Raw genomic sequence first — 25,322 nt, forward strand, 5'->3', positions numbered from 1 at the left:
TGTTTCACTTACTCTACCTTGTTCATGCTGCCTTTCCTTATTTCCTATTTAGATTTATAGTTATCACCATAATAATCAATATTCAAATCTGTAATCATACTTTTAAGTTCATGGGCCACACTAGCCACCCATACAATAGCCCCTATGGTGAGCCCTACACACAATAATGTTATAACTCTTTTCTTCTTCTTCTTCATTGACGTTTCCTTCCTTTTATGTAATCTCTTATACTACAAAATTGTATCCTATCCGCTTAAGTTTTGGAACAACCTTTTTGGGACACGCTAAAATATTAATCTTGCGTCCTCTTAAATTATCAGACAATTCGTTTCACGGGGTAGACTTTTTGGAACAGTAGAAAAAATATTTTTACCTCCCCCTTGAAATCCACCATTTTTGATGGAAAAATAATACAGTGCATATTTTAGAAATTTTAGGGGGAAATCACTTGGCGAAAAAAGTTGAATTAGAAAAAGTGACAATTGAGTTTTTTTGATGCTGGATTTGACAAACAGGCTTGGGTATCAGGATGTTTGTTTGAACGACTTTATGGATCAAAGCTACAAAATTTAGATCTCAAAAATGAACTTGAAAAACTTAAAGAGAACTTGATGATATTAAAAGCAAAAAAACTGATTAAGTTTGCATATTGTGAGAGCAAACGTCAAAAAGCCCGGTATCTAGGAATAGGAAAACCGGGCTTTTTGCTAGGGTTTACAACTATGTCATTCGTTAGAGATTGGTAGATCTAGGACCGTAATAAATATAACATTGCTTGTTTACAGTTTAGTTAATGGACAGGGACAATTTGGTAACATTTCCATTACTTTTGAGGAAACACTCAGCTTATATGTAAAATGTTTGTCTAGATTTCTTTTGAGATTTCATTTTTGTTAAAATTAATGTTGTTTGTCCAAGACTAATTACAAAAACAAAAAGTGCAAAGCCTAATTGAATAAATTTAGTTGTTCTAGCGTTACTCTAAATTTTATGTGATTGTACTTGAGAAACAGTAACAGCAGTTATCTTTGAACGAGACTAACTAATACAAAAAGTATATTAGTGTTGATGTTCTTCAGCAGTTCATTTTTGTTTTAATAAAGCACCCCGTTAGTTCAAGAACTTTATTTGACTGGTAAAGGTTTTTCAGGTCGGTTAGGACAATAATGACAGTTTGGGTCACTGCATTGAGATTCAGTCCAATAGTTACAATGCGGGCAAAAATAAGCATCAAAATCTTCATAGTACACCAAGTTGAAATTACAAATAGAACAACGTTGTGATTTATCAATAAAACCTTCTATTTCAAATCCATCTATAATAACTAGGTCATCTTTTTCTTCTATTTTCATAAGTCCTCCATTGTTTTTTACCATCGCACCCGTTAGCTTATGAACTTATCTTTTAGTTTTGCTTCTTAATTGTTTTATCAGTTCAATTACCACAAAAACAAAAATAATTGCTCCAGATGTACCGTATACATATCTGTGGTCTGTAAAATTCAAAATTGATACAATCAAAGATAAAATTGCTGAAATCAGTAACCTTATTTGCCCCATACTATTACCTCTTTTGTACTACATTTGTTAAATATTTTCCATTAAAGTTCCCGACTTCTTCTTCAACTATCCTGCCACGTTAGTGGAACAAGAAAAGGGCTGCCGTAGCAACCCAATTTGTACTTTTGTACCCGTTACTTTAAGTACACTATTATATATTTCTCTTTTTGTTTATATAACTTTTTTAGAAGGAATGTTGTCCAATTGTAAAAACCAGGATTAGCAATACTAATCCAACACCGTCTACTATAATATCCTTCTTTGTTGGTTTTCCAAAAATAAAGCCTTGTAAAAAAATCAATAAAGCCATTAAATAAAGCCATATTATAGAATGTGTTACAGAAAACAGCCCTACTGATATACCTACCACAACACCTAGATACAAAAATTCCTTTTTTGAAGTCATTTTACGAAACAATCAGTTCCCTCCAAATAAAAACGGATAGATATATTGTATCATTCGTTTAGAGTATTGAATATTCCTTCTTTAACTCCCTCAGTTTGATACGAATATCTCTCGAATGCTCACTTATTCGCAGGATTTCATAACCCTTGTAATTGAATTTACGGGTCATTGAAATGAGATCAGATCATTTTGGCTTCGTGAAGGCATAGTTAAATAAAGGAGTTAGCTAATACTCCATATTTTACCATATAATGTACATCTCCACGCCGCCCCTGGAGGCTTTCCCTCCCATGTCTCAACGGGTCAATTGCCCTCTCATTCCTTCGTCATGCCTATCCAAGGGGTGGAGGCCAGTTATGCTAACCTGATGGGTCGCAGTGCCCTTTTGTTGAACAAACCTGGTACTCCGTACATATTTGAAATCCTACGAATAAGACAACATTCAAAATTAAGGTTAACTATTTTAATTGATACATATTATAAACTAATGATTTATTTCTAGGCTGCTAAAGGGATTAATTCTTTTATTTTATTTGGACAGTAAGACTCGTTTCGTCGTGCTATTCCTACAAAAATCCTTGCTAATTTACCTATCAGTTTCATTATTGATTTCATTTTCTTTAGCTTCTTAACCTTCACATTATGGGAATGCATTGCTTTAAATTCAGGATTATTCATCACAAGGCTCATGGTTGCTAAGTATAGGAAACGTCGTAGTCTTGACCTTCCACGCTTCGAAATAACAATCTGACCTTTCCACTTTCCAGAACTTGCTTCAGCTAGATGTAATCCTGCATGACGTAATAGAGAGTTTCCGTGAGAGAATCCACTTAGATCACCTGACTCACCTAGTATCCCAGCTAATGAAATTTCACTTATTCCTTTAATCATAAGTAGTTTTTTTGCAAATGGTATTTTATTGAGAACTTCTTTAACTTGTTGTTCAACTCTTTCGAGTTGTTTTATAGCGAGGTCATATTCTTCTAATAATTGTTCTAGGTGGAATTTATAAGCATCAAGAGCTTGTCCAGTTCCAATAGAAGTTTTTGCTAGGTTGATCAATAATTGAGCTTTTTTAGGTCCTGGTTGTCTTTTCATTAATGACTTCCATCCCCTCTGGACATCTAGTGACTCCATTGAAGATATTTCATCTGGAGTTGGAAACAAACGAAGGGTTGCGATGGCTCCTTTGCACGAAACATCGTTAAACACTTGTCGCAGCTCTGGAAAGACAATATCCACCCATCGATTTATTTGATTTAGAGACATTACAAGACGTTTTACAATCACATCACGGTTAGACATAAGAACTCTAAGTTTCTCAAATGATTCTGAGGATGGGCGAATAAAAGAATAGTATCCGTTTTTGACCATATCTGCGATAACTAATGCATCTTTTTTATCACTCTTAGATTGAGTATTATCACGATTCTCTTTATTCCTTTTTACTAAGTGAGGATTGACAGTTGCTACCTCAATTTTTTGGTTAAATAACCATTTTGAAAGGTTAATCCAGTAATGGCCTGTAGGCTCCATACCTACTATTGCTGCATCTAAGTTTTTTAATCTTTTTAAATCATGAATCCAGTTTAGTAGTTTAACAAACCCCTCTTCATTATTTTCAAATGTAATAGGGTCTCCCACTACAATTCCACGGAAGTTAACTGCTCTTGCAACGTGTAATTGTTGAGCGATATCCACACCAACAATAAGATGTGTATCGGAAATTCTTTCGATTAGTTGATTTTGTTTGTCTTGCATTTTAAAATTCATAGTAGGGCTTCCTCCTTAAGACTTTGAGTTAGATTGGTCTCTATACTCGTATCTTACTGAGGGGCTCTATTTTTTTCAAACCTGATATTTAACGATCTACAGGAATGCTAACCTGCCCCGTTAGCAAAATAAGAAAAAGCCGCTACAATGGCAGCCGCTTCCTTACCACTTGCTTCCTATTTTGTTTAAAAATCACCTAAAGACTTTACAATCTTTGAAGATCCTTCGATTTGCAGGAAGGACATTGAGCGTTAGATATACGGATTTCTTTATGTACCCATTCATAATGACAACTAGAGCAGTGTAGAACTGTATGTTTTTTCTTGAACTCTATTGATTCTTTCATATATCTTGGATTGTCAACACTAAACTAGACAACTTTATTAAGGTGTTCAAGTTTATAATCAACAGGACTTACATAACCAAGTGTTCCGTGAATTCGTATGTGATTAAACCAGTGGACATAGTCATGTAATTCCCTTGTTAATTCTTCTAAACTATCAAAATGTCGTCCTTTAACAAACTCTGTTTTAATGATTTTGTACGTTGCTTCAGCTACGGCATTGTCATACGGGCAGCCCTTCATGCTTAATGATCGTTGAATTTCAAACGTCTCTAAAGCATCGTCAATCAGTTTATTTTTGAACTCATTTCCACGATCCGTATGAAAAAGCTGTATTTTACGGAGGTCCCCTTTCATGGAGGCGAATGCTCGATAGACGAGTAATGCATCTTTATTTGGACCTGCACTGCAGCCTACGATTTCCCGATTAAAGAGGTCGACGAATACACATACATAGTGCCATTTTTGATTGACTCTTACGTATGTCAAATCGCTTACTATCGCTGTCATTTCTTCTTCCTGGTTAAACTCGCGGTTTAGTTCGTTCTTCTGTTCTGATTCATTACATGATTTCGTGTGAGGCTTAAATTGAGCTACGGTGTAAGAAGAGACAAGACCATGCTCTTTCATAATTCGCCCAATTCTTCGTCTAGAAACGATGAGTCCACGTTTTTTTAATTCTACTTTGATTTTGCGAGTTCCATAATTTTGACGGCTCGCTTGAAAAATCTCGATAACGTCGGAGGTAATATCATCCTCATTTGCTCTTTCTTTCGCTTCGTAATAATAAGTGCTTCTGTGAAGTTGAAGGACTTTGCACATTGCTGATATCGAGTATTTGTGTTGGTTATTTCGAATCACATTTACTTTCGTCCTAGTATCAGCGCTGCTTGCTTTAAAATGTCGTTCTCCATCAGTAACTGCTTGTTTTCCTTACGGAGTTTAATCAGTTCCGTTTCTTCCGGTGTTTGATTGTCTTTTTCTTTGAATGATCCACTTGTCTGACTTTGACCCACCCACTTATCCAGTGATGAAGGGGTCAATTCATATTCACGAATAATTTCTTGTCTAGGCTTGCCGTTCAAATAAAGCTGAACCATCTGATTCTTGAATTCTTCTGTGAACTTTCTTCGCTCTCTTTTGGTCATAATAGATTCTCCTCAGTAATAGTAACTGTAGTCTACTTGACCTTAATATTTCTGTCCAGTTAACTGTAACCTATCCATCTCTCATAATCTTGAGGATACATATCTGCTAATGTACGAAATACAAAATTTCGATCACACTCGGTTCCGTCCCAATATTCTTTACCATTTTTATACTCAATCATTTCCAACACATCCTACTACATTGTCTACCATCTTATATTCATAATAGCACAGGATTTGGTATTTGGTATTATTTTCCTCGTTATTCTTATTAAACTAACCTGCTTACGTTAGTTTAAGTGTAATCTTTCACAACCTAAAAATAAAAGCGCCTGATCAGGGCGTATAAAACGATTTTGTGTATTTCCAGGTAAAGTTGGAGGAAGTAAAGAAAAAAACGGCGTTAAATACACGTAATCAAATTTTGGATTATGAAATGGCAATTGACACATTGGTGAAAGTTCGATCCAAATTTTGTGGCATTTCTGCGCCATCTCTTCACACGGTTCAGGAACGCTTCGCTACCCTCGACAGTACGTATTTAAGTATCCGAGTACTAAACGACTATGCAGAACCATCAGAATTTTTTAAGTTTTGTGCTCAATCGTTCCTGACACTAATTATAGATCCAAATAAAACAGACCTTAAAAGATGGGTCTGGGTTCCTCACGCTTCCCTGCTCATCTCTGCTGTTATCAACGGATCTCTACCTTATTACCCAAATTCACAGGGGAAAGGACATTCTTTGTTCATTAGAGTACCTGTTAAAGCGATCCAAAATGTAATACCAGGCGTCATTTGCTGGGATGACCGGAATGGTCTTTCATAAAAAGCTCCCAAGTGGGAGCTTTTTACCAAATGAGGACTATTGCACCCGTTAGCCATCCATGAAGCGCAAAAATCAGCGCCTTCACCACAGAGAATGAAAATGGTTAAGAACGTCTATACTGTTTAATGCTGGCGAAGAAGGTCTTTGAACTATGGTGCCTTTGAGCCCATCCGTTAGTCTGACTCCAACGACCACGGTGCACCACTGACTGTCGCACCCTATATGGGTAGCACGTATGGGAGATTAACCCTTTTCTGGTTGTTGCACCAGCCAAGCCTTTTTTATACCACTTGAAGGAATGATCCGCTAATTTTATTTACACAAATTGAATATATGATTTACTTATCTAAAGGCTCAGCCTTTTTTTAAAAAAGCTATTTTCTGAGTCTATTTTGTTATGCTCTTTTTTAGATTTTTAGCTTTTTGAATTTTCATGGGAGAGTTCAAGAAGAAATCAACTAATTGTTTTTGTTTGAACCCTGTTTCCAACTAAAAAATAAAGAAGATAACCTACAACATTTAATATAGCAAAAGAAAGAACCCAACCAGCATTTAATCGTCTATGATGATAAGCATTAATTGTTGCCCAAATCGTGAACAACGTTGCATAAATAGCAAAACCAATAAATGAAATAAAAGGGATAAAAGCAAACAGTTTTTTTGATTCTATTTGTACATACCAATTAGTGCTGTTTAAATCATAACCTAAATCAATCAACATCCAATTTTGCTTTTCAGAAGGTGAATTCCCATATTGATAGACTGGTGTAGCTTCGTTTAAATTGTGTGAAATAGACCCACGAAGTTATTGAACTTTCATTAACTGCTTGTGATGAATGATAAATATAAAAATAATAGCAAACAAAAACGGTGGCTTTGATATGCTACCTTTTTTTGAAAAACTCTTGTAATACACAAATAGTTATGATAATATTTTTGTAAGCGTTTCATTATAATCAACAAATTAAATTGGCGTGTTACTGGTAAAGCAGGCAAGACCAAAATAATTTGCTCTATTTCTTAACGGGATAGGTGCATCTTATTTTGGTCTTTTTTATGTTTACTTATATCAGTAATGCGTAAAGGGGATGAAGATATGGATTATAAACAGCTAGGCAAAGACATATTAAAACTTGTAGGTGGAAAAGAAAATGTAGCGATGATAACCCATTGTGCGACCCGACTTCGATTTGAATTCTATGACTCTTCTAAAGTCGAAGCCGCTAAAATCGAAAAGTTACCGGGCGTCATCTCAGTCGTCAATAAAGGCGGACAATTCCAAGTCATCGTAGGAAACGAAGTCCAACAAGCCTTCCGTGCCATCAAAAAAGAAATGGGCGAGCAACCGAGTGGAAATGCTAATACCGTCAAAAAAGAAAAAAAGAGCGTCATTTCTCGTTTAATTAGCGTCATCTCTACCACATTCGCACCATTTATCCCTGCCATTATTGGTGCCGGGATGATCAAAGCCGTGTTGGCGGTGCTTGTGTTAACAGGCGTATTAACCGATGAAAGCCAAACCTTCTTTATCTTAAACACTGTCGCGGATGCAGCATTCTTCTTTATGCCTGTACTACTTGCATACGGAGCATCGATTAAGTTCGGAACCAATCCGGTGTTATCCATGACCATCGCAGGCGTGTTACTACACCCGAACTGGTCATCGGTTTTAGCCTCTAAAGAAGCCCTTTTCTTTATGGGCGTACCAGTGCGCTTAACGGATTATGCTGGTTCTGTTTTACCGATAATTATTACCGTATGGATTATGTCGTATATTGAACGCTTTGCGGAACGTGTTTCACCATCGATTATTAAGTTCTTTTTGAAACCAATGTTAATCCTAATCATTACCGCTCCTCTCGCGTTAGTCGTCATTGGACCAATCGGCACGTATTTAAATGATCTCGTTGCCCTTGGCGCTGATACAATCAACAACCGTGCAAGCTGGTTAATCCCAATGCTGATGGGTGGACTACAGCCGTTCCTAATTATCACTGGAACTGCTTGGGCAATGACCCCTATTGCTACAACGCAGCTATCCAATAATGGAGAAGAAATGATTAATGGACCAGGAATGCTTGCATCCAACATCGCACAAGGTGCCGCTACGCTTGCGGTTGCGATGAAAACAAAAAACAAAGAGCTAAAACAATTAGCTGGTTCTGCTGGTTTCACTGCCTTAATTGGGATTACAGAGCCTTCGCTTTACGGTGTTACGCTTAAATTAAAGAAACCATTAATCGCGGCGATGATTGGTGGGGCATGTGGGGGAATTTATGCCGGTCTTTCTGGTCTTGTCCGCTACGCATTCGTTTCACCAGGACTTGCGGCTATCCCTGCCTTTATCGGGGAGAATCCAATGAATATCGTACACGCACTCATTACCATTGCCATTGCGTTTGTTGTCGCATTTGCCGCAACATGGATTTTAGGCTTTGAGGATCCAGTAGTAGAAATAACACAAACACATGCAAAAACGGAAACAACGAACCAAACAGAGGTCATCGCTAGCCCGCTATCCGGAAAAGTCATTCCGCTAAACACTGTAAACGATCATGTCTTTTCAAATGAACTTATTGGAAAAGGAATTGCGATTCTACCGGATCAAAATGAAGTGAAAGCACCGTTTGCCGGTGAGATCGTGACAATGATGGAATCCAAGCACGCCGTTGGTCTTCGAAGCGACAATGGCATTGAATTATTGATCCACGTGGGGATTGACACCGTCAGTCTAAAAGGGGAATACTTTGAGACGCACGTAAAACAAGGAGACCACGTAGAACAGGGTGATAAACTTGTCACGTTTGACCGTCAAGCCATTCAGGCAAAAGGATATGAAACTGTCACACCGATCATCATCACTAACCATGACGAATTTAACGCATTGAATCTAATTACAGGAAAAACGCATTTCTTCAGGCGAACCATTGATACACATTACGAAACTGGAGGCATAAATCATGCATTACACAAACCTGAAGCCATTCCCAAAGGATTTCCTTTGGGGGGCTTCCACATCTGCTTATCAAGCCGAAGGTGCTTGGAATGAAGAAGGCAAAGGAAAATCCGTCATTGATATGATGGATCATCCAGAAGGCACCGCCGGCTTCACCGTAGCGAGCGACCACTACAATCACTACAAAGAAGACATCAAACTGTTCCATGAGCTCGGACTAAAAGCGTACCGTTTTTCCATCGCTTGGACGCGCATTTTACCAGAAGGCACCGGCACCATTAATGAAAAAGGACTCGTCCACTACGAGCGTGTTATCGACGAATTGCTTCATTACGGAATCGAACCCATCGTCACACTGTACCATTTTGACCTCCCGTATGCACTTGAAGAAAAAGGCGGATGGAACAACCGCGAGACGATCGATGCCTTCGCGAACTATGCCCGTATTTTATTTGAACGCTTTGGCGGCAAAGTCACGCACTGGCTCACGATCAATGAACAAAACACGCTTATTTTACATCCTGGCGCAGTCGGCATTCCAAAAGGCGGATCGTTGCCATCCAAAAAAGAGCTCTATCAGCAAAACCACCATATGCTCGTTGCGCAAGGAAAAGCGATGTCACTCTGCCATGAACTCTGTCCACATGCAAAAATCGGACCAGCACTAAACATGACATCCATGTACCAAGCAACCAGCAAACCAGCAGACGCGATTGCTGCTCATAACTGGGAAACGCTCCGCGGCTGGAGTTTTCTCGATCTTGCTGTACACGGACGGTACAATCGATTATTATGGAGTTACCTAGAAGAGCGCGGCTGGACACCTGCGATTGAAGAAGGCGACTTGCTTGAAATCCAACAAGGGCAACCTGATTTTATTGCCATCAATTATTATTCAACCGCAACGATTGCAGAGAGTACGGGAGACGCAAGTGACGTAAGCCCACGAGCTGGTGACCAGCAAATTATGCTAGGCGAACCCGGCGTCTATCGACCAGAGGAAAATCCATACGTCGATAAAACAAAATACGGCTGGGTCATCGATCCGGTTGGCTTACGCCTCACCCTGAGAAAAGTATACGAACGGTACCAGTTGCCGATCATCATTACCGAAAACGGCATCGGCGCACCCGATGAACTCACAGAAGATGGCGCTGTTCACGACGATTACCGAATTGACTTTATTCAAGCACATCTTGAACAAATTCAATGGGCTCTTTCTGACGGCGTTGAAGTGTTCGGTTACTGCCCATGGGCTGCGATGGACGTTGTCAGCACGCACCAAGGCTACGCCAAACGATACGGATTCATTTATGTAAACCGAGGAGAATTTGACTTAAAAGACATGAGCCGAATCAAAAAAGACAGTTTTTACTGGTATCAACATGTCATTACATCCAACGGAAGTGAAAGGCTATGCCAACGCACGTAAATGTCACGATAAAGATGGTGATGATTAATGAAGGTAGAAAAAGTATTAAATAACAGCCTTGTGCTCTCAAGCGATGAAAACGGACAAGAAATCATTGTTATGGGAAAAGGACTTGGCTTCAATAGCAAAGAAGGCGACCTCATTCAGGAAAGCTCTGTCGAAAAAATCTTCACGCCAAACGATCAGCGCACAAAACAAGAATACGTCCACCTACTCGAAAGCATCCCACGAGACTACTTGGACACAATCAATAGCGCACTCGAAGAAATGAAATCCGCTTGGCGTAACGAACTCGACGACCGCTACTTCCTAATGCTGCTTGACCACATCGCCTTCGCCATCGAACGCGTCGAAAAAGGCGTAATCTTACAAAACAAACTCTTAAACGACGTACGCATTCACTACCCGGAAGAGTACGCAGCAGGCATGATCGTCATCACACACCTAAACGAGCACCTGCACATCAACTTACCCGAAGAAGAAGCCGGCAATATCGCCTTTCACCTCGTCAACGCCAAAAACGAGGAAGAAAACTTTGAAAACACCGTACTCGCGATCACTATGATCAAAGATATACTCAACATCGTACGGTACCAACTAAACGTCCAACTCGACCACCAATCCATGCGATACAACCGATTCGTCACCCACCTGCAATACTTTATCCGACGAATCTTCGACAACAAACAACTGAATTCCAAGGACTCATTCCTATACGAACACCACAAAACCAAATATCCAAACGAATTCAAATGCGCCCAATCCATCGCTACCTACTGCGAAAGCATGACTGGCAAATACAGTACCAACGAAGAAGTCTTTTATCTAATTATTCACCTCGTCCGATTTACAACCAATGAAACCTAATTACCCAAAAAAGAGACCTCGTTGATCTGAACCCAAAAAGTTAGACACAAATATCAAGCAGCTTTCTGGGCATGAATCCGTATTGAACCGGACTCATGCCCTTTAACTTTGCCTTGATTCGTTTGTGGTTATAATACGTCATGTAGCTCTTTACTCCTCAATGAAATGATCCATGCTCTTGAACTCTTGAAAATTAAGCCTCCCAAAAGAAGCGTTCTATTTCAAACTTTTTAAGTACACGCTCATCCATTAAATCACTCTTACTTTTTACAGTTCGTGCATAATCTTTCCGCATCGAAATAAGGCATGGGGAACAGGCAGTTACCTGGAAGGTATATCCTCTTTCATGGAAATGAGTTAATAAAAAAATACAAATATTAATAAATTCAGAATAGTCGAAATGAGGTTTGTCTTTTGAATCAAATAAAACAGTTCGTTAGATGGCTTTTTAAACGTGGTTCCAGAAATATTAGTGGATTAATATCTTATATTTTTGTTTTTATGGCAATTCAGTTTTTCGATAATAATCTCGTGAGAAATAACCCATTGATACTTATTCCTTTATTTATTGCTTTACTAATTCTTAACCAATTGATTGAAAGTCTGCTATGTAAAATATTAGGAGACAAAAATAAAGAGATTGGATTTGGTTATTTTGTGTTAGCAATCATGATAATAATAGTTTTTTCCACCGCTTCGAATTAAATCATGCCAAAAAAAGCCCTTGCTTATAGTTGTACCATAAGGGCTATTATTCGTTACTGAAATCAAAATTGATTAAACTTTGCCAAATTCCTATTCAGAGTTTGATACCGCCGTCTGCCCTTTAGAATTCCTGTAGAGAGCTATTTTTCACGTTTGAAAAAAATAGAGCCCCTCAGTAAGATGATTATACACACACAACACAAAATCATCTTTTAGGAGGAAGCTCTACTATGAAGTTTAAAATGCAAGACAAACAAAATCAACTAATTGAAAGAATTTCGATCAGACATCTTATTGTCGGAATTGATATAGCTCAACAGTTTCACGTTGCTCGTGCTGTTAACTTCCGTGGAATTGTTATTGGTGACCCTCTAACTTTCGAAAATAATGAAGATGGATTTGCTAGATTGATACAATGGATTAACCGTTTAAAAGCCTTAAAGGGCTTAGATACAACGATCGTTGGAATGGAACCCACCGGACATTACTGGTTAAACCTTTCTAAATGGCTCTATGAAAGAAATATTGAAGTCGTAACAGTAAACCCTCACCTAGTAAAAAGAAATAAGGAAAATCGAGATAACACTCAATCGAAAAGCGATAAAAAAGATGCCTTAGTTATTGCTGATATGGTGAAGAATGGTTACTATTCGTTTATTCGCCCTTCCTCAGAAACCTTTGAAAAACTGCGAGTCTTAATGTCTAATCGTGACATGACCGTGAAAAGATTGGTAAGTGCTGTAAATCAGATAAATCGTTGGGTAGATATTGTTTTTCCAGAACTTCGGCAAGTGTTCAAAGATGTTAAAGGTAAAGGGGCAATCGCTACACTTCGCTTATTCCCTACCCCACATGAAATTAGTTCAATGAAACCACAGGAAATCGTTAATGGCTGGAAAACCTTAATGAAACGACAAGCTGGATTAAGAAAAGCACAACTACTTATAGAATTAGCTGCCCATTCTGTTGGTACACCACAAGCACTGGACGCTTATAAATTACATCTGGAACAATTACTTGAAGAATTTGATTTGGCTACAGCCCAGCTAGAAAGAGTTGAAAAGGAAGTCACTGAAGTTCTTAAACAAATACCTTTCGCTAGAAAATTGCTTGCCATTAAAGGTATTAGCGAAATTGCACTTGGCGGCATTTTAGGAGAAGCAGGAGACCTCAGTAGCTTCGCTCATGGTAATTCTTTATTACGCCATGCTGGGTTACACTTAGCAGAGGCTAGTTCAGGTAAATGGAAAGGACAAATTGTCCTCTCAAAACGAGGAAGGTCCCGTTTGAGACGATTTTTGTACCTAGCCACAATGAGCCTTGTCATGAACAACAAAGATTTTAAAGAACTCCATTCTAATAATGTTAAGGTAAAAAAAATGAAGAAAATGAAGTCTATCATGAAACTAATTAATAAATTCGCAAGAATTCTAGTAGGAATGGCAAGAAAGAATGAATCTTATAGTTCCGAAAAAGTACAACCTTTTATTTCAATGGCTGCTTAATATAATTTTTCAACAGATCTTTAATTACAGGAAAATTAACTAAGCTAATACATTAATACATTTCGAATATTGGCTTATTCGTAGGATTTCAAAGAAAGTACGAAGGACCGGATTTATTGTGCATAAGGGCTCTGACCCGTTCCGTTAGAAAGACCGGCATCTACCACTTGGATAGGTATGACGAAGGAATGAAAGGGCATTTGACCCGTTGAGACATGGGAGCGAAAACCTCCAAGGGTGGCGTGGAGAAACGTACAGTATAATGGAAATTAATGGAGATATTACTACCTCCTTTATTTAAGTACGCCTTCATGTAGCCTAAATGCTAACAACGCATTTCTTCAGTCCCCTAAAATTATTACAAGTGATTTGAAATCCTGCGAATAAGTGAGTATTCGAGAGATAATCGTATCTAACTGAGGGAGCTCAATAAGACAAAAAAGCTGCCTAAATGACAGCCCCGACCTACAACTATTGTACCCCGTTAATGCAATAACACATTGTGTTAATCTTGAATCATTCCTTTGGACATTTTTTCAAAAAAATTCCACTGGTATTGTAAATTTGGTCGTTTTCTCGTTACGTACATATGTTACCATTTCTACCTGATTCCCTTTTCTTTCTACTTCTAATAATGAATTCTCACCTTTATCCCTAATTGAAACATATAGACCATTTTTCTTTTCTTTCTCTTTATATTCATAGTTCATAAAACCACTCCCTGTTTAATCCTTTCTATACTCTATTTAGAAAATCCTTCTTGAAGTAACCTGTCCTTTAGTTGAACAAGAAAAAAGCCTTACCCCTTATTGAAGTAAAGCACCCCGTTAGCTGAACAAACATATAATTATAAGCTAATTTTTTTCTTTATAAAGATTACTACCCCAGTGTTTAATAACCCACTTAGAACAAAAGCAATTCCGTATAATAATCCACCAAGCACTTGACTAAACCCATCACTTGCTTGGTAAAACCACCAAAAACAAGCTAAGGAATATAACAAAAAACTTAAACCAATGAATTGTGCCATTGTTTTTATGAGGTTACTTGATTTTTTAATTCTAATAATCGCAAATGTTAGGCTAATTAAGAACACTGTTCCCATAACTCCAAAGTAGAGTAGACCTTCTAATCCTGAAGACAAGTATGTCACCCCTTTTTAATAAATGTGTAATTTTACACTAATTATAACAATTTATTCATATTTTGGAAATGCTTTTCTTCAACTAAACTGCCCATTAGTTGAACAAAAAAAGGGTTGCCGCAACAACCCCTTGTACAACTCAAGCACCCGTTACTTTAATAAGCCTTTACTAAATAAAGGGGAATGTGGAAACAAAAGCATAAAAACTGCTAATAGAAAAACTATTCCTGATACCCCCATATAAACTTTAGACATAGCATTGTTTTGTTTGCGTTCAACAATTCCTATCAGTAGAAAGAGTATCCCTAAAAGCATTGCTATAATTGGGTTTCCTACAAAAACATTAGTAAAAAAACGCAAAATAAATAACAAATAAATTAAAGAAAGGCACACTACTTTTATAATCTTTTGCATTATATTACCTTCCATATCTCTTTTATATTTTAGTGTTTATGGATACCAACTTTTTATTCTTTCTTCTTCCACTATCCTGCCCGTTAGCCATCCATGAAGCGCAAAAATCGGCGCTTCACCACAGAGAATGAAAATGGTTAGGAAGTGTCAATACTGATACTGACCTTAATCCAGTCAACCCTAATCCATAGACTCATTAATTATCGCTCTCCTCTTTTTTTTAACGATTGAGCAGGGTCTTCTTAAGTAATGTCATTTTCTAATCTTGAAGAAACTTATTTTCATGGTAGACAACCATGCCGCACTGCGGCACCATCAAATGAATGAAAATGGTTCATAATCCCGTCTAGTTTTCATTGTACCTGTCAATCCTTTTTATAGGCTGGCGAAGGTAGGTCGTTCAACTATGGTGCCTCGAGCCCGCATGGTAGACTGATTTTTAACGACCAGGTGCACCACAAATTGTCGCTCCCTCACGGGAAGCACGCAGGATAGATTAATCTTATATGGTTGTTGCACCAGCCTAATTTACTTCAGCCCGTAGAAAGGAAAATAATAATGGATGTTGTTAATGAACGATGTTGTGGATTAGATATTCACAAGAAGAGCATTACCGCTTGTGCCATTACTCCAAAAGGAAAGGAGATTCAAACATTTGGTACGATGACACACGATCTGATTCAATTAATAGATTGGATTAAAAGTAAATGCTGTTCTCACGCTGCTATGGAAAGTACCGGTGTTTATTGGAAACCAATATACAACCTTCTCGAATTAGAAGACATTCAACCCATGGTGGTCAACGCTGCTCACATCAAGGCTGTCCCAGGACGTAAAACCGACGTTAAAGATGCAGAATGGATCGCAAAATTGCTTCGTCATGGTCTTCTTCAACACAGCTACATTCCGAATCGAGATCAAAGGGAATTACGGGAACTTGTTCGATACCGCCGAAGTCTTATTGAAGAAAGAGCAAGAGAAATAAGTAGAATTCAGAAAGTGTTGGAAGGTGCTAATATCAAACTTTCCTCCGTTGCAACAGACATTATGGGTGTGTCCGGACGATCAATGATTGAGGGACTCATCAATGGGATCGATGATCCTCAAGGATTAGCTGGAATGGCAAAAAGAAGTATGAAAAAGAAAAAGGATGATTTGGAACGTGCCTTATTCGGATCCGTCGGACTCCATCAAAAGATGATGTTAAAAACTCAGCTTTCACATATCGACTTTTTGGATCAACAAATCAAAATGTTAAGTGAAGAAGTCCAACAACGCATGCAACCATATGAAGAAGATATTGAATTACTAGATTCAATTCCAGGTATAGGTAGAAGCCATGCGGAACAACTTTTGGCTGAAATAGGACTAGGAAAAGAAATTGCGAAGCAATTTCCTACGGCAGCCCATCTATGTTCATGGGCTGGGATGGTTCCAGGTAATAACGAAAGTGCTGGGAAAAAAAAGTCCGGTAAAACCAGAAAAGGTAATAAAAAGTTGCGAGCAGCACTTGTTGAAGCAGCACATTCGGCGGCAAAAACCAAAAACACTTATCTCTCTTCTCAATATCAGCGCTTGGCAGCAAGAATTGGAAAAAAACGTGCGGCAGTTGCGGTTGGACATACCATTTTAACGATTGTTTATCATTTGTTAAACAAAAGGCAACTTTATGTTGAGTTAGGTGCAGATTACTTTGATCGACGAAAAAAAGAAATAGTGATCAAACAATCTATTAAACGACTAGAGATCCTTGGTTGTAAAGTAACGGTTGAAGCTATAGCCTAATGAAGGACAACATACATTGTAAATTAAGAGCCCAGATCCTTTTTTTTAACGGATTTTAATGGGTCTAGTTTCGTATTGCCTAAAATTCCCCACTGCAGTTTTTATTTTCAGGATAGTGGAACAACGAAAAAAGGCTGCCTTAGCAGCCAAATATTGTTGAACTCAAGCACCCGTTATTTGAACAAGCAAATACGCTTTTATTCCATAATAAGGGCGTACTGTTCATTATCTCGTATATAAAAAATGTTTATTCGGAATATGACTTTTTCTTTGATTTAAGGTTAGGAATTTAATTTTTATTTTTCCATGAAATCTTAACTTTGTAATAAAAGTGTTCAAGACTTTTTTCTCTCATCATATTTGAATTCATAATACGGATAAATATTTATTACAGTATTAGGAAACATAACATGAGGATTGCATTTCAAATTAATGGAGGAAGCCTCTTATGCAAAGTGAAAATAACATTAAACTAACGTCTGCTGAAATTTCACAGCTATGGTCTGCCTACATGAATGATAGCCTGTCAATTTGTGTACTTACATACTTTTTGGAAAAAGCAGAGGATCCTGAGATTCGTCCTGTAGTAGAATTTGCACTAGAGTTAGCACACGCACACGTAAAAAAACTTATATTAATCTTTAACAGAGAGAAATTTCCCATTCCATACGGATTTAAAGAAGAAGATGTCGATATTACAGCTCCACGATTATTTTCGGATCCTTACTTTCTTTATTATCTTCAACAATGGAGTTCAATAGGGTTAGAAGCTTATGGCATCTCGTTGTCTTTAGCAACACGTTCTGATGTATTTCAATATTTTTCAGAATGTATTGATGATTCGAAGAATCTTCTCAAAAAAACAGGAAATGTTTTACTATCTAAAGGTCTCTATATACGAGCACCATATGTTACGATTCCTGAAAAGGTTGATTTTATTCGAAAACAGAGCTTCTTAACTGGTTGGTTTGGAGAAAGAAGATCATTTACTACGTTAGAAATAACGAATCTGTATGCTAATCTTCAAAGAAATGTGTTAGCTATGACAACGTTCACCGGTTTCAGTCAAGTGGCAAAGTCAAAAGAAGTGGGTCGTTTTATAGCAAGAGGAAAAGAAATCGCTTCAAAGCATATTGATATTTATAGTTCCGTATTAAATGAAAATGATCTTCCTGCTTCCGTGCCCTGGGATATCCAAGTTTCAAACTCAACCGTTTCCCCTTTTTCCGATAAACTAATGATGTTTCATGTAAATGCACTAGCCGCAGGCGCTATTGGATATTACGGAACAAGCTTGTCAACAAGTTCTAGACGTGATTTATCTACAAATTACCTCCGAATATTAGGGGAAGTTCTAAAATATACAGAAGACGCTGCAAACATAATGATCGATTATGGTTGGATGGAACAACCACCAAAATTAGTGGATCATGATAAATTAGCTAATACTTAGAGGGAAATAAAATGAAGAAAACAAATCAACTTGAAAGCGTCCTTTGGAGTATTGCATTACCAGGATTTTCTCAAATCTTAAATGCAAAGTTTCTTAAAGGATTACTTTTCATTTCTTTAGAATTATTAATTAACATTCAATCAAATTTTAACGAAGTAATCATGTTAAGCTTTCATGGTCATATCCAATCAGCCATTGATAGAACGAATTATCAATGGCTGATGTTTTACCCTTGTTTATATATGTTTGCCATGTGGGATGCTTATAAAGATGCTGGCGGTGGAAAAGAATCTTTTTCATTTTTGCCGTTTGTGTTTTCTGCTTATTTTATAACAGTTGGTCTAATCTATTCCCCGACATTGAGGATAATGGGAATACTCTTCGGACCGGTTTGGTTACCAATGTTATTTTTAATTATTGGGTTATTTATTGGTACATTTTTTAAAACTATCTTTCAAAAAACCATCAGATTCAATAAAATCTGATGGTTTTCTAATGTAATGTTCCTTTAGTTGATCTTCCACTAATGCACCCATTAGTTTAAGTGCATTTTTTCACAATCTTAGCTTTAATACAGGAATGCTCCCTCAATAAAGAAAGCAAAATCTCACGATTTCTCCGTTTTTCTTAGATTTTCATAGTAGTTTACCTTCCGGTAATCACTTAATAGTTGGGTGAACATTACTGAAAAGGATAAAACTGGACCATTTGAGAAAAAAGACTTATAGCCCACTAACCAATCACTTGGAAGAAATTGGTTGATGAGTTAAAATATGATCGCACTGGTGGATGTCCACATTTCTCATGGAGGTCAACCCTCCCATGCCTCACAGAGTCTTCGCTCTCAAATTCCTTCGTCCAACCTTTCCATGAGGTGGATGTCAGCCATGCTGCCCCACAGGGTCCTTGCCCGTAATTTAGTTGCTTTGCCGACTAATCCGTGCTTCAAATGTACCCAAATCTATAATGCAATTACTATTTAATCTAATTTAAAACAGAATTAAGCAGCCAGTTCTGCCTTCTTTGTTACTGACACATGAGGAATATCCTTTAACATCTTTTCTTCGCTAAATTCAAATTGCTTTTTACCTATGCTAAAGAAAATACGGATCAGCTTATTACATAAAGCAATAAGGGATTGCATCTTCTTTAATGGATTATCAGAACGTTGAGTATAGTAGGCATGTAATTCTTTAAAAGCTGAATTCTTAGCTACTAGTATCATACATACTCTAAACAAGAGGGCCCTTAGTTTCTTACGTCCCCTCTTTGTGATGGTCGTTTTCCACTTGTGCTTACCGGATGTATTTTCTTTTAAACTTAAGCCGGCCAGCTTAATAATTTGTCGGGGATGAGTATAGTCATTGAGGTCACCTACTTCCGCAAAGAAACCGGCAACCGTATCCCTTCCAACACCTTTAATGGCCAACATTTGTGGTACACCTGGTATTTCATCAAGTAAAATATCTATTTTGGAATCTAATTCTTCGAATTTAAGCTGGAATAAATCATATTTATCTAGTAAAGTTTTCAGCTCCAGTTTAGCCATATCAGAGCCTTGCCGGAATCCAATGGACTTACTGGCTGCTTGCTTTAACTCTCGTATCTTATTAAGCCCCACACTCCGGGAAACGGCTTTTCTTAAGTGGGTAAGCAGTTCTTCTTCAGAGAATTTTACTCTCTCACGTGGTAAAGCATATAGTTTTAAAAATTGCAATGCTGCCTTGCCTTCCCACTTTTTAAAGACCGTTAGAAATTCTGGAAAGTACCGATCAATCCAGTTGTGAACCTGCCCTTGGACAGTTTGAAGATCATCAGTTAAATGATCGCGAATTTTCTTTGCCACTCGGAGCTCGGCATAAACTCCTTGTGGGATCGTAGGTTCGGCGTATCTTCCGTCTTTGACCAGCTGAGCTATTACTTTGGCGTCCTTTACATCGTTTTTAGTTGGCGAATTATCACCGAGTTCCTTGCTTTTCTTAACGTGCAAAGGGTTTACTGCCACAAACTTAATCCTCAATATAAAAAGTCATTTATAGTATCGGATAAACCAATTAAAGATTTATTAGTCGTATCCTCAATAAGAAAAGAAAAATAACGGTACATATTATGATTTCGTTGAAGAAGTGGTCAGTTTTCCGAATTACAAACATGATGATATAGTGGATGGTATGTCGCAAGCCTTGTTCCGCTTCGAAAAGACAGGGACAAGTATTTTTTATTGGTCGCGCGTAAACTAAATTTATACTTCAATCTCTTATGGCTCAAGGGTTCTCCTAATTTCCGCGAATGTAACCTTATATCTAGATTGTTACATTCATAATAGAAAATAATTTAAAAGTGCAAACTATTTTAAAGGAGGTGAAAACATGCCAGACATGAAAAATATAACAGGTTTAAAAACAGCAGCTCAACCGACTAAAAACGGGGAAGGTATACCATCTTTTGCAGGCTCCATTTCAGGCGGTGGTGAATCACCAGGAGCAACCGCTCATGTTTCAACAAACTCAAATGCCCCCACTAACCCGGTTATTGCTCCACCAGAACATTAAGACAAAACAGATGAAGCGATTGAATGATGTCCTCTAAGACTTAAAAAAACGCCATTATTTGGCGTTTTAGTTTAAATATTAACGATTGTTGTTATTGTTACGACCTTTTTGTTGATTATTTTGATTATCACCAGTAACTGCGTCAACAACATTTTCAATTGCCTTGCCAATATTGTTCATAACTCCGCCGTTGTTATTGTTATTTTCACGATTATTATTTCCTTGACGATTATTTTGGTTTTCCATTTTGCTCACCTCCGATTTATAGAGTGTGCAAATTTTAAAAAAATTAACCCCTTAGACTTAAATAACATAAAAAATCCATTCTAACGAAGGGTCCCTGGGAGGGTTATCTCGAAAGAATGGAGTAGCTAATCCTTAGGGGGAATTAGCCGCCATAAAAAAATCATCTCACCTCTACGAACTCATAGAGGTGAGATGATTTTTTTAAAACTTTACAAAATCCCCTTCTTTGATTTGATTCTTTTCAAACCATCCAAGATTGACTTCGAGAGCATAATGATAAGAAAGTTTCGGATCATAAGTAGGACATTCATCTGATTTACAAGGCACCATATCTAATATTTTTAGAATTTTCCCATCTGAATCAAGAAAAGCAACAGATAAAGGAATTAAGGTGTTTTTCATCCAAAAACCGCCATATGTTTTTCCTGAAAACACAAATAGCATCCCCTCGTTTTCGGATAATTTTCCAACAAACATTAAGCCCTTTTCTCTTTTTTTTTGAGTATCTGCAACTTGAACGGTTAATTTGATTGTCCTTTCTCCACTGGATACTTTAATCATTTTTGTTTGAAGATCTCTTTCTTTTTCTTGACCAAAAAGAAAACCGATTAATTTTATTCTATTTTTCAACATAGTCACTCACCTTGTATTTTCCCTTTATAATAAAAAGGAAGAAAGTTGGAGATAAAACGAAAACAAGAAGAAAAAAAACCGAGAAAAACTCCTTTTCATTTCCAATACTTATGATATGGTTTTCCATTTAATACTTTATTTTCAATAACCACATCTACAATATATAAAATGATTGTCAGTTTTATTAAACTAAATGAGCCTTTAGCTTAATAAGAACTGCCCGTTTCAATTTTTAGAATCAGGTCGATAACTCCTGAAAAAAAGAATTTTTTTGGGAGAGATGAAATTTGTTATTATCTAAAGCATGGGAAACGTAGAATCTGATAAACGTATTGAGGGCTTTTCGCCATAAACAATAAAAGCATATAAACTACAATCCGCCTTACTTATACGCTTACCCTGCAGCTAAAATAAAAGAACCTAAAACCGGGAAACGAATCCCTAAATTTTTGACCGAAGTGGAAATTGAGCATTTACGGGAAGCCTGCTGCTTCCCAATGGAAAAGGCTCTGTTTGAATTCATGTTCTCCACAGGATGCCGATTAGGAGAAATTGTTTCCTTAGATAGAAGGGGGGATTTTGATACTCTATATAAGTATAAAATGGAAAAAAGCATCCAACTTGGTTCATTTGGATGCCTTTTGTTTACAACCTGTAACGAACACCCAAATGATGATCGCCCGAGAATAATTATTTTTCAGTTGCTGTATTCCCCATTGCAATAGAAATTCTATTCCAACTATTAATTTGATTAATAATTAGAACAAGGTCAACATACTGTTTCTCGTCATAGTGTTCACGTACTCGTTGATAAAGCTCATCTGGAACACGTTTTGTCGGTATTAATGTCACATGTTCAGTTAACTCTAAAGCTACTTTTTCTGCATCTGTGTAAAATGTGCACTCTTTCCAAGCACTAATACAATATAAACGTTGTTCCGTTTCTCCCATTTTTCTAGCATCTGCTGTGTGCATACTCAAACAATATGCACACCCATTTATTTGGGAAGCCCGAATTTTTATAAGTTCACGAAGTTTACGGTCTATACCTGTAGTTTTTGTAAACTTCTCCATTTCCATCATTATATTAAGTGCCTCTGGTGCTACCTTGTAATAATCAATTTGTTGTTCCAATTTAATTACCTCCTAAAAAAGTTTATACAATAAATAATTGAACTAAAAATAGAACTTTTAACAACAATTATGGATAATATTAATCGCCGATTAACATTATCCATTCGCCATCAATCCTAATTTTACCTTTTTATTTGATTCTCTCCGTTGTTGAAGAAAGCTGATTTTAGTTGAATCCAAAAAGGGATCGCCACAGCATTCCCTTTTAAACACAAGCACCCGTTAGTTGAAGAATTCTATTTGAGTGGTAATGGTTTTTCAGGGCGATTAGGACAGTATTCACAAACAAGGTCACTGCATTTAGATTCAGTCCAATAATTACATTTAGGACAAAAATAAGCATCAAAATCTTCATAGTATACTAAATTAAACTTGCAATTTGAACAACGTTGTTTTTGGTCAATATGACCATAAAATTCAAAGTCATCAATTATTACTTTGTCGTCATCTTTTACTTCTATTTTCAAAATAAGCCTCCATAAGTTTATTAAAGCACCCGTTGGTTGGATAGAGTACTAGCCTCATTCTTTTATTCTAAGTTGTCTTATAAGTTCTTTAAATGGAGTAGCATAAGAATCCACATATTTCTTAATATGTTGTGTTAAATTAGACCAATTACTTTCGAGGAGTGGATGTGTTTGGGTGGTATCAGCAAGACTATAAAGTTCAATTAAGAAATAGAGGGTTTCCCATAAGAAGGAATGCAATAAAAGTTTGACATTATTTTTGCAAACTATTTTTTTCCTCCCAAACTTTCATTAAATTATTATGAAATTCCTTTGGCTTTTCGATTAAAATCCAATCAATTGAATGTGCAGGTGTTGGCAGTAATTTCTTACGACGCATTTTTATTTTTTCATGATTTGTATAGTGAGGGTAAATTACAGTAGCCTTTCAAAAACTGGTGGTACTACTTTTAAACAATTGAATGTCTTCAATTTCATCCCAATAAACCTTATTACTTTTTAAGTCAATTACAATTCCTTCATCATCCCAATAAAATCCTTTGCCTTCATTTCTTTTTCGCCAAAGATAAATTGAAGAGCCTATCGTGAAAGTTGAAAAAATAACCATCAAAATTGACACAATTGGGGCAGCTCTTAAAGCCATAATGGACAATAGAAACAATAATATTCCTGCTACCATAAAAACCAATATTGATAGCAGAGATATTCTGTACATTCTTACTTGTCCCACAAAATAACAACACCTTTTTAAATTTGATTTATAGCTATTTTATCAGTTGTTCCTCTTCAATTAAACTGCCCCGATAGCACAATAAGAAAACGGGATCGCCGCAGCCATCCCACCTTTAACATAAGCACCCTTTAAATTTTTCACAATGTTTCAAAATAGTTGCCTTTTAATAAAAATTATTGAGTGAGTGCTTTTAATTATGTAGAATAATTAGTCAATTATCAAAACAAGTTTACCATTCCCTATACCTTTTGCTAGCTGTTCAAAGCCCTGCGACGCTTGCTGGAGCGGCAAAGTTGTACCAATAATTGGACGAAGTGCACCACTTGTTAGCATGCCAATTACACCATGAATGCTTTGTTCATATTCATCTTTTGGTGCGTTCCAAAGAGATGTTGCTAAAATATCACATTCCTTTTGCATTGCAAGTCGTGGATTTATTTCTATTGAACCACGATTTCCAATAATTACAATTTTACCAAATGGTGCAATCAGCTTAAAATCTGTTTCTAAATTCTTATTTGCTAAAAACTCAATAATTACATCAGGTCCATTGCCATCTGTTAAGTCTAGCACATCTTCAATCGTTGCTTCTGTCACATGATCAATGACAAAATCAGCACCAGCTTGCTGAACCATTTTTTTACCCTCTGGCTTACTTGCTGTTCCAATCACTTTAGCACCGTGAGATTTCGCCATTTGCACAACCTGTAATCCAACCCCACCACTGGCTCCATGAATAAACACGGTTTGACCAGGCTTCAGACAGGCACGTTGAAATAGTGCACGATATGCTGTTAATGCAGGTACCCCTAATGCTGCACCTTGTTCAAAAGATAGATGGTCTGGTAATGGATGAACCAAAGTTGCATCACATACTACTTTTTGTGCAAATGTGCCTGTACTATAACTTCGCATTAAGGACGCAATAAATACACGATCACCAACACGAACATTTGTGACTTCTTCTCCAATTGCCTCCACAATCCCAGCACCGTCTAAGCCTGGGGTATAAGGCAACTGAGGTATACAAAACGCATATGTACCTGTTAATGTGTAAGTATCACTCGGATTGACGCCCGCCGCATATAATCGAACACATACCTCTCCCTTTCCTGCTACTACATCCCCAACTTCTGTATATACTAATTTCTCAGGTCCACCAAATTGTGTAACTTGAATTGCTTTCATGTTACCAACCTCCTCGTAGTTATTATATATCGAAAGATTAGAATTCACAG

25 protein-coding genes and 3 pseudogenes are annotated in these 25,322 nt (G+C 37.1%); 11 read left to right on the plus strand and 17 right to left on the minus strand.

The genetic code is table 11. The features are described from left to right. Window positions 1–44: 44 nt before the first annotated feature. Window positions 45–197, minus strand: a complete 153-nt coding sequence (locus QF028_RS11555; RefSeq protein ID WP_429465517.1) for a hypothetical protein — start codon at window positions 195–197, stop codon at window positions 45–47. Between the two features lie 285 nt (window positions 198–482). On the opposite strand from QF028_RS11555, the gene QF028_RS11560 reads away from it, so the two are divergent. Next, the gene (locus QF028_RS11560) at window positions 483–746 is read left to right on the plus strand and encodes a hypothetical protein (RefSeq protein ID WP_410889896.1); all 264 of its coding nucleotides are present in this window, start codon (window positions 483–485) and stop codon (window positions 744–746) included. Between the two features lie 378 nt (window positions 747–1,124). Here QF028_RS11560 and QF028_RS11565 read toward each other — a convergent pair whose 3' ends face one another. The 4 genes from QF028_RS11565 to QF028_RS11580 all read right to left on the minus strand — a co-directional run bounded on the left by QF028_RS11565 (window position 1,125) and on the right by QF028_RS11580 (window position 5,229). After that, a complete protein-coding gene (locus QF028_RS11565; RefSeq protein WP_429465519.1) occupies window positions 1,125–1,352 on the minus strand; it encodes a hypothetical protein in 228 nt (75 codons plus the stop codon). Window positions 1,353–1,743: 391 nt separating this feature from the next. Next, entirely contained in the window at window positions 1,744–1,977 is a 234-nt protein-coding gene (locus QF028_RS11570; protein WP_215007366.1) for a hypothetical protein, read from the minus strand. 486 nt (window positions 1,978–2,463) lie between these two features. Beyond that, entirely contained in the window at window positions 2,464–3,738 is a 1,275-nt protein-coding gene (locus QF028_RS11575; RefSeq protein WP_429465521.1) for an IS110 family transposase, read from the minus strand. 370 nt (window positions 3,739–4,108) lie between these two features. Further along, window positions 4,109–5,229 (minus strand): IS3 family transposase gene (locus QF028_RS11580; RefSeq protein ID WP_429465523.1). Its coding sequence is split into 2 segments (ribosomal slippage): window positions 4,109–4,980 and window positions 4,980–5,229, totalling 1,122 coding nucleotides; the frame shifts between segments, so codons are not numbered across the junction. Between the two features lie 436 nt (window positions 5,230–5,665). Between QF028_RS11580 and QF028_RS11585 the strand changes: the two genes are divergently transcribed. After that, window positions 5,666–6,058: a hypothetical protein gene (locus tag QF028_RS11585; protein ID WP_429465525.1), complete on the plus strand. Its 393-nt coding sequence runs from the start codon at window positions 5,666–5,668 to the stop codon at window positions 6,056–6,058. A 454-nt stretch (window positions 6,059–6,512) separates the two neighbouring features. Here the strand turns inward: QF028_RS11585 and QF028_RS11590 are convergent, their stop codons facing one another. Next, window positions 6,513–6,779 carry a hypothetical protein gene (locus QF028_RS11590; protein WP_429465527.1) on the minus strand — a complete coding sequence of 89 codons (267 nt, stop codon included), beginning with the start codon at window positions 6,777–6,779 and terminating at the stop codon, window positions 6,513–6,515. A gap of 375 nt (window positions 6,780–7,154) precedes the next feature. On the opposite strand from QF028_RS11590, the gene QF028_RS11595 reads away from it, so the two are divergent. The 3 genes from QF028_RS11595 to QF028_RS11605 are packed head-to-tail and all read left to right on the plus strand — an operon-like array spanning window position 7,155 to window position 11,313. Beyond that, complete coding sequence (locus QF028_RS11595) at window positions 7,155–9,107, plus strand: beta-glucoside-specific PTS transporter subunit IIABC (protein ID WP_429465529.1); 1,953 nt, start codon at window positions 7,155–7,157, stop codon at window positions 9,105–9,107. Beyond that, on the plus strand, window positions 9,019–10,446 hold the full coding sequence (locus tag QF028_RS11600; protein WP_429465531.1) for a glycoside hydrolase family 1 protein: 1,428 nt from the start codon (window positions 9,019–9,021) through the stop codon (window positions 10,444–10,446). The genes QF028_RS11595 and QF028_RS11600 overlap by 89 nt, the downstream gene beginning before the upstream one ends. Window positions 10,447–10,473: 27 nt before the next feature. Beyond that, window positions 10,474–11,313 carry a PRD domain-containing protein gene (locus tag QF028_RS11605; RefSeq protein WP_429465533.1) on the plus strand — a complete coding sequence of 280 codons (840 nt, stop codon included), beginning with the start codon at window positions 10,474–10,476 and terminating at the stop codon, window positions 11,311–11,313. A 40-nt stretch (window positions 11,314–11,353) separates the two neighbouring features. Here QF028_RS11605 and QF028_RS11610 read toward each other — a convergent pair. Continuing rightward, a pseudogene (locus tag QF028_RS11610) lies at window positions 11,354–11,502 on the minus strand (IS3 family transposase); the annotation flags it as partial. A gap of 746 nt (window positions 11,503–12,248) precedes the next feature. Between QF028_RS11610 and QF028_RS11615 the strand changes: the two are divergent. Next, a complete protein-coding gene (locus QF028_RS11615) occupies window positions 12,249–13,523 on the plus strand; it encodes an IS110 family transposase (RefSeq protein ID WP_429465535.1) in 1,275 nt (424 codons plus the stop codon). Between the two features lie 536 nt (window positions 13,524–14,059). Here the strand turns inward: QF028_RS11615 and QF028_RS11620 are convergent. The 3 genes from QF028_RS11620 to QF028_RS11630 form a co-directional block, all read right to left on the minus strand. After that, a complete protein-coding gene (locus QF028_RS11620) occupies window positions 14,060–14,233 on the minus strand; it encodes a hypothetical protein (protein WP_429465537.1) in 174 nt (57 codons plus the stop codon). Window positions 14,234–14,370: 137 nt separating this feature from the next. Continuing rightward, window positions 14,371–14,667, minus strand: a complete 297-nt coding sequence (locus QF028_RS11625) for a hypothetical protein (protein WP_429465539.1) — start codon at window positions 14,665–14,667, stop codon at window positions 14,371–14,373. Between the two features lie 150 nt (window positions 14,668–14,817). Next, window positions 14,818–15,081, minus strand: a complete 264-nt coding sequence (locus QF028_RS11630) for a hypothetical protein (protein WP_429465541.1) — start codon at window positions 15,079–15,081, stop codon at window positions 14,818–14,820. A 558-nt stretch (window positions 15,082–15,639) separates the two neighbouring features. Between QF028_RS11630 and QF028_RS11635 the strand changes: the two genes are divergently transcribed. The 3 genes from QF028_RS11635 (at window position 15,640) to QF028_RS11645 (ending at window position 18,804) form a co-directional block, all read left to right on the plus strand. Next, window positions 15,640–16,866, plus strand: coding sequence for an IS110 family transposase (locus QF028_RS11635; protein WP_429465543.1), 1,227 nt, complete (start codon window positions 15,640–15,642; stop codon window positions 16,864–16,866). Between the two features lie 448 nt (window positions 16,867–17,314). Continuing rightward, window positions 17,315–18,319: a DUF3231 family protein gene (locus QF028_RS11640; protein WP_429465545.1), complete on the plus strand. Its 1,005-nt coding sequence runs from the start codon at window positions 17,315–17,317 to the stop codon at window positions 18,317–18,319. An 11-nt stretch (window positions 18,320–18,330) separates the two neighbouring features. Next, a complete protein-coding gene (locus QF028_RS11645; RefSeq protein ID WP_429465547.1) occupies window positions 18,331–18,804 on the plus strand; it encodes a hypothetical protein in 474 nt (157 codons plus the stop codon). Window positions 18,805–19,319: 515 nt separating this feature from the next. On the opposite strand, the pseudogene QF028_RS11650 reads toward QF028_RS11645, so the two are convergent. Further along, window positions 19,320–20,333, minus strand: a pseudogene (locus QF028_RS11650) (IS110 family transposase); the annotation flags it as partial. Window positions 20,334–20,688: 355 nt separating this feature from the next. Between QF028_RS11650 and QF028_RS11655 the strand changes: the two are divergent. Further along, entirely contained in the window at window positions 20,689–20,871 is a 183-nt protein-coding gene (locus QF028_RS11655) for a hypothetical protein (RefSeq protein ID WP_429465549.1), read from the plus strand. Between the two features lie 78 nt (window positions 20,872–20,949). Here the strand turns inward: QF028_RS11655 and QF028_RS11660 are convergent, their stop codons facing one another. Beyond that, entirely contained in the window at window positions 20,950–21,117 is a 168-nt protein-coding gene (locus QF028_RS11660; protein ID WP_429465551.1) for a hypothetical protein, read from the minus strand. 201 nt (window positions 21,118–21,318) lie between these two features. Next, on the minus strand, window positions 21,319–21,750 hold the full coding sequence (locus QF028_RS11665; protein WP_429465553.1) for a DUF192 domain-containing protein: 432 nt from the start codon (window positions 21,748–21,750) through the stop codon (window positions 21,319–21,321). Between the two features lie 395 nt (window positions 21,751–22,145). Between QF028_RS11665 and QF028_RS11670 the strand changes: the two are divergent. Further along, window positions 22,146–22,319: pseudogene (locus QF028_RS11670) on the plus strand (integrase); the annotation flags it as partial. Between the two features lie 121 nt (window positions 22,320–22,440). Here QF028_RS11670 and QF028_RS11675 read toward each other — a convergent pair. The 4 genes from QF028_RS11675 to QF028_RS11690 form a co-directional block, all read right to left on the minus strand. Next, a complete protein-coding gene (locus QF028_RS11675; RefSeq protein WP_429465555.1) occupies window positions 22,441–22,884 on the minus strand; it encodes a carboxymuconolactone decarboxylase family protein in 444 nt (147 codons plus the stop codon). Between the two features lie 236 nt (window positions 22,885–23,120). After that, window positions 23,121–23,351: a hypothetical protein gene (locus QF028_RS11680; RefSeq protein ID WP_429465557.1), complete on the minus strand. Its 231-nt coding sequence runs from the start codon at window positions 23,349–23,351 to the stop codon at window positions 23,121–23,123. A gap of 427 nt (window positions 23,352–23,778) precedes the next feature. Then, window positions 23,779–24,081 carry a hypothetical protein gene (locus QF028_RS11685; protein ID WP_429465559.1) on the minus strand — a complete coding sequence of 101 codons (303 nt, stop codon included), beginning with the start codon at window positions 24,079–24,081 and terminating at the stop codon, window positions 23,779–23,781. Window positions 24,082–24,291: 210 nt separating this feature from the next. After that, window positions 24,292–25,272: an NADPH:quinone reductase gene (locus tag QF028_RS11690; protein ID WP_429465561.1), complete on the minus strand. Its 981-nt coding sequence runs from the start codon at window positions 25,270–25,272 to the stop codon at window positions 24,292–24,294. Window positions 25,273–25,322: the final 50 nt, after the last annotated feature.

The sequence above is a fragment of the Neobacillus sp. B4I6 genome (genome assembly GCF_050434045.1).
Classification (GTDB): domain Bacteria; phylum Bacillota; class Bacilli; order Bacillales; family Cytobacillaceae; genus Neobacillus.

Coding starts and splice junctions, on each gene's coding strand:
- QF028_RS11690 (WP_429465561.1), bottom strand. CDS start 25,272: ATGAAAGCAATTCAAGTTACACAATTTGGTGGACCTGAGAAATTAGTA.
- QF028_RS11630 (WP_429465541.1), bottom strand. CDS start 15,081: ATGCAAAAGATTATAAAAGTAGTGTGCCTTTCTTTAATTTATTTGTTA.
- QF028_RS11655 (WP_429465549.1), top strand. CDS start 20,689: ATGCCAGACATGAAAAATATAACAGGTTTAAAAACAGCAGCTCAACCG.
- QF028_RS11590 (WP_429465527.1), bottom strand. CDS start 6,779: ATGTTGATTGATTTAGGTTATGATTTAAACAGCACTAATTGGTATGTA.
- QF028_RS11555 (WP_429465517.1), bottom strand. CDS start 197: ATGAAGAAGAAGAAGAAAAGAGTTATAACATTATTGTGTGTAGGGCTC.
- QF028_RS11565 (WP_429465519.1), bottom strand. CDS start 1,352: ATGAAAATAGAAGAAAAAGATGACCTAGTTATTATAGATGGATTTGAA.
- QF028_RS11575 (WP_429465521.1), bottom strand. CDS start 3,738: ATGAATTTTAAAATGCAAGACAAACAAAATCAACTAATCGAAAGAATT.
- QF028_RS11585 (WP_429465525.1), top strand. CDS start 5,666: ATGGCAATTGACACATTGGTGAAAGTTCGATCCAAATTTTGTGGCATT.
- QF028_RS11600 (WP_429465531.1), top strand. CDS start 9,019: ATGCATTACACAAACCTGAAGCCATTCCCAAAGGATTTCCTTTGGGGG.
- QF028_RS11645 (WP_429465547.1), top strand. CDS start 18,331: ATGAAGAAAACAAATCAACTTGAAAGCGTCCTTTGGAGTATTGCATTA.
- QF028_RS11595 (WP_429465529.1), top strand. CDS start 7,155: ATGGATTATAAACAGCTAGGCAAAGACATATTAAAACTTGTAGGTGGA.
- QF028_RS11660 (WP_429465551.1), bottom strand. CDS start 21,117: ATGGAAAACCAAAATAATCGTCAAGGAAATAATAATCGTGAAAATAAC.
- QF028_RS11605 (WP_429465533.1), top strand. CDS start 10,474: ATGAAGGTAGAAAAAGTATTAAATAACAGCCTTGTGCTCTCAAGCGAT.
- QF028_RS11635 (WP_429465543.1), top strand. CDS start 15,640: ATGGATGTTGTTAATGAACGATGTTGTGGATTAGATATTCACAAGAAG.
- QF028_RS11620 (WP_429465537.1), bottom strand. CDS start 14,233: ATGAACTATGAATATAAAGAGAAAGAAAAGAAAAATGGTCTATATGTT.
- QF028_RS11665 (WP_429465553.1), bottom strand. CDS start 21,750: ATGTTGAAAAATAGAATAAAATTAATCGGTTTTCTTTTTGGTCAAGAA.
- QF028_RS11615 (WP_429465535.1), top strand. CDS start 12,249: ATGAAGTTTAAAATGCAAGACAAACAAAATCAACTAATTGAAAGAATT.
- QF028_RS11640 (WP_429465545.1), top strand. CDS start 17,315: ATGCAAAGTGAAAATAACATTAAACTAACGTCTGCTGAAATTTCACAG.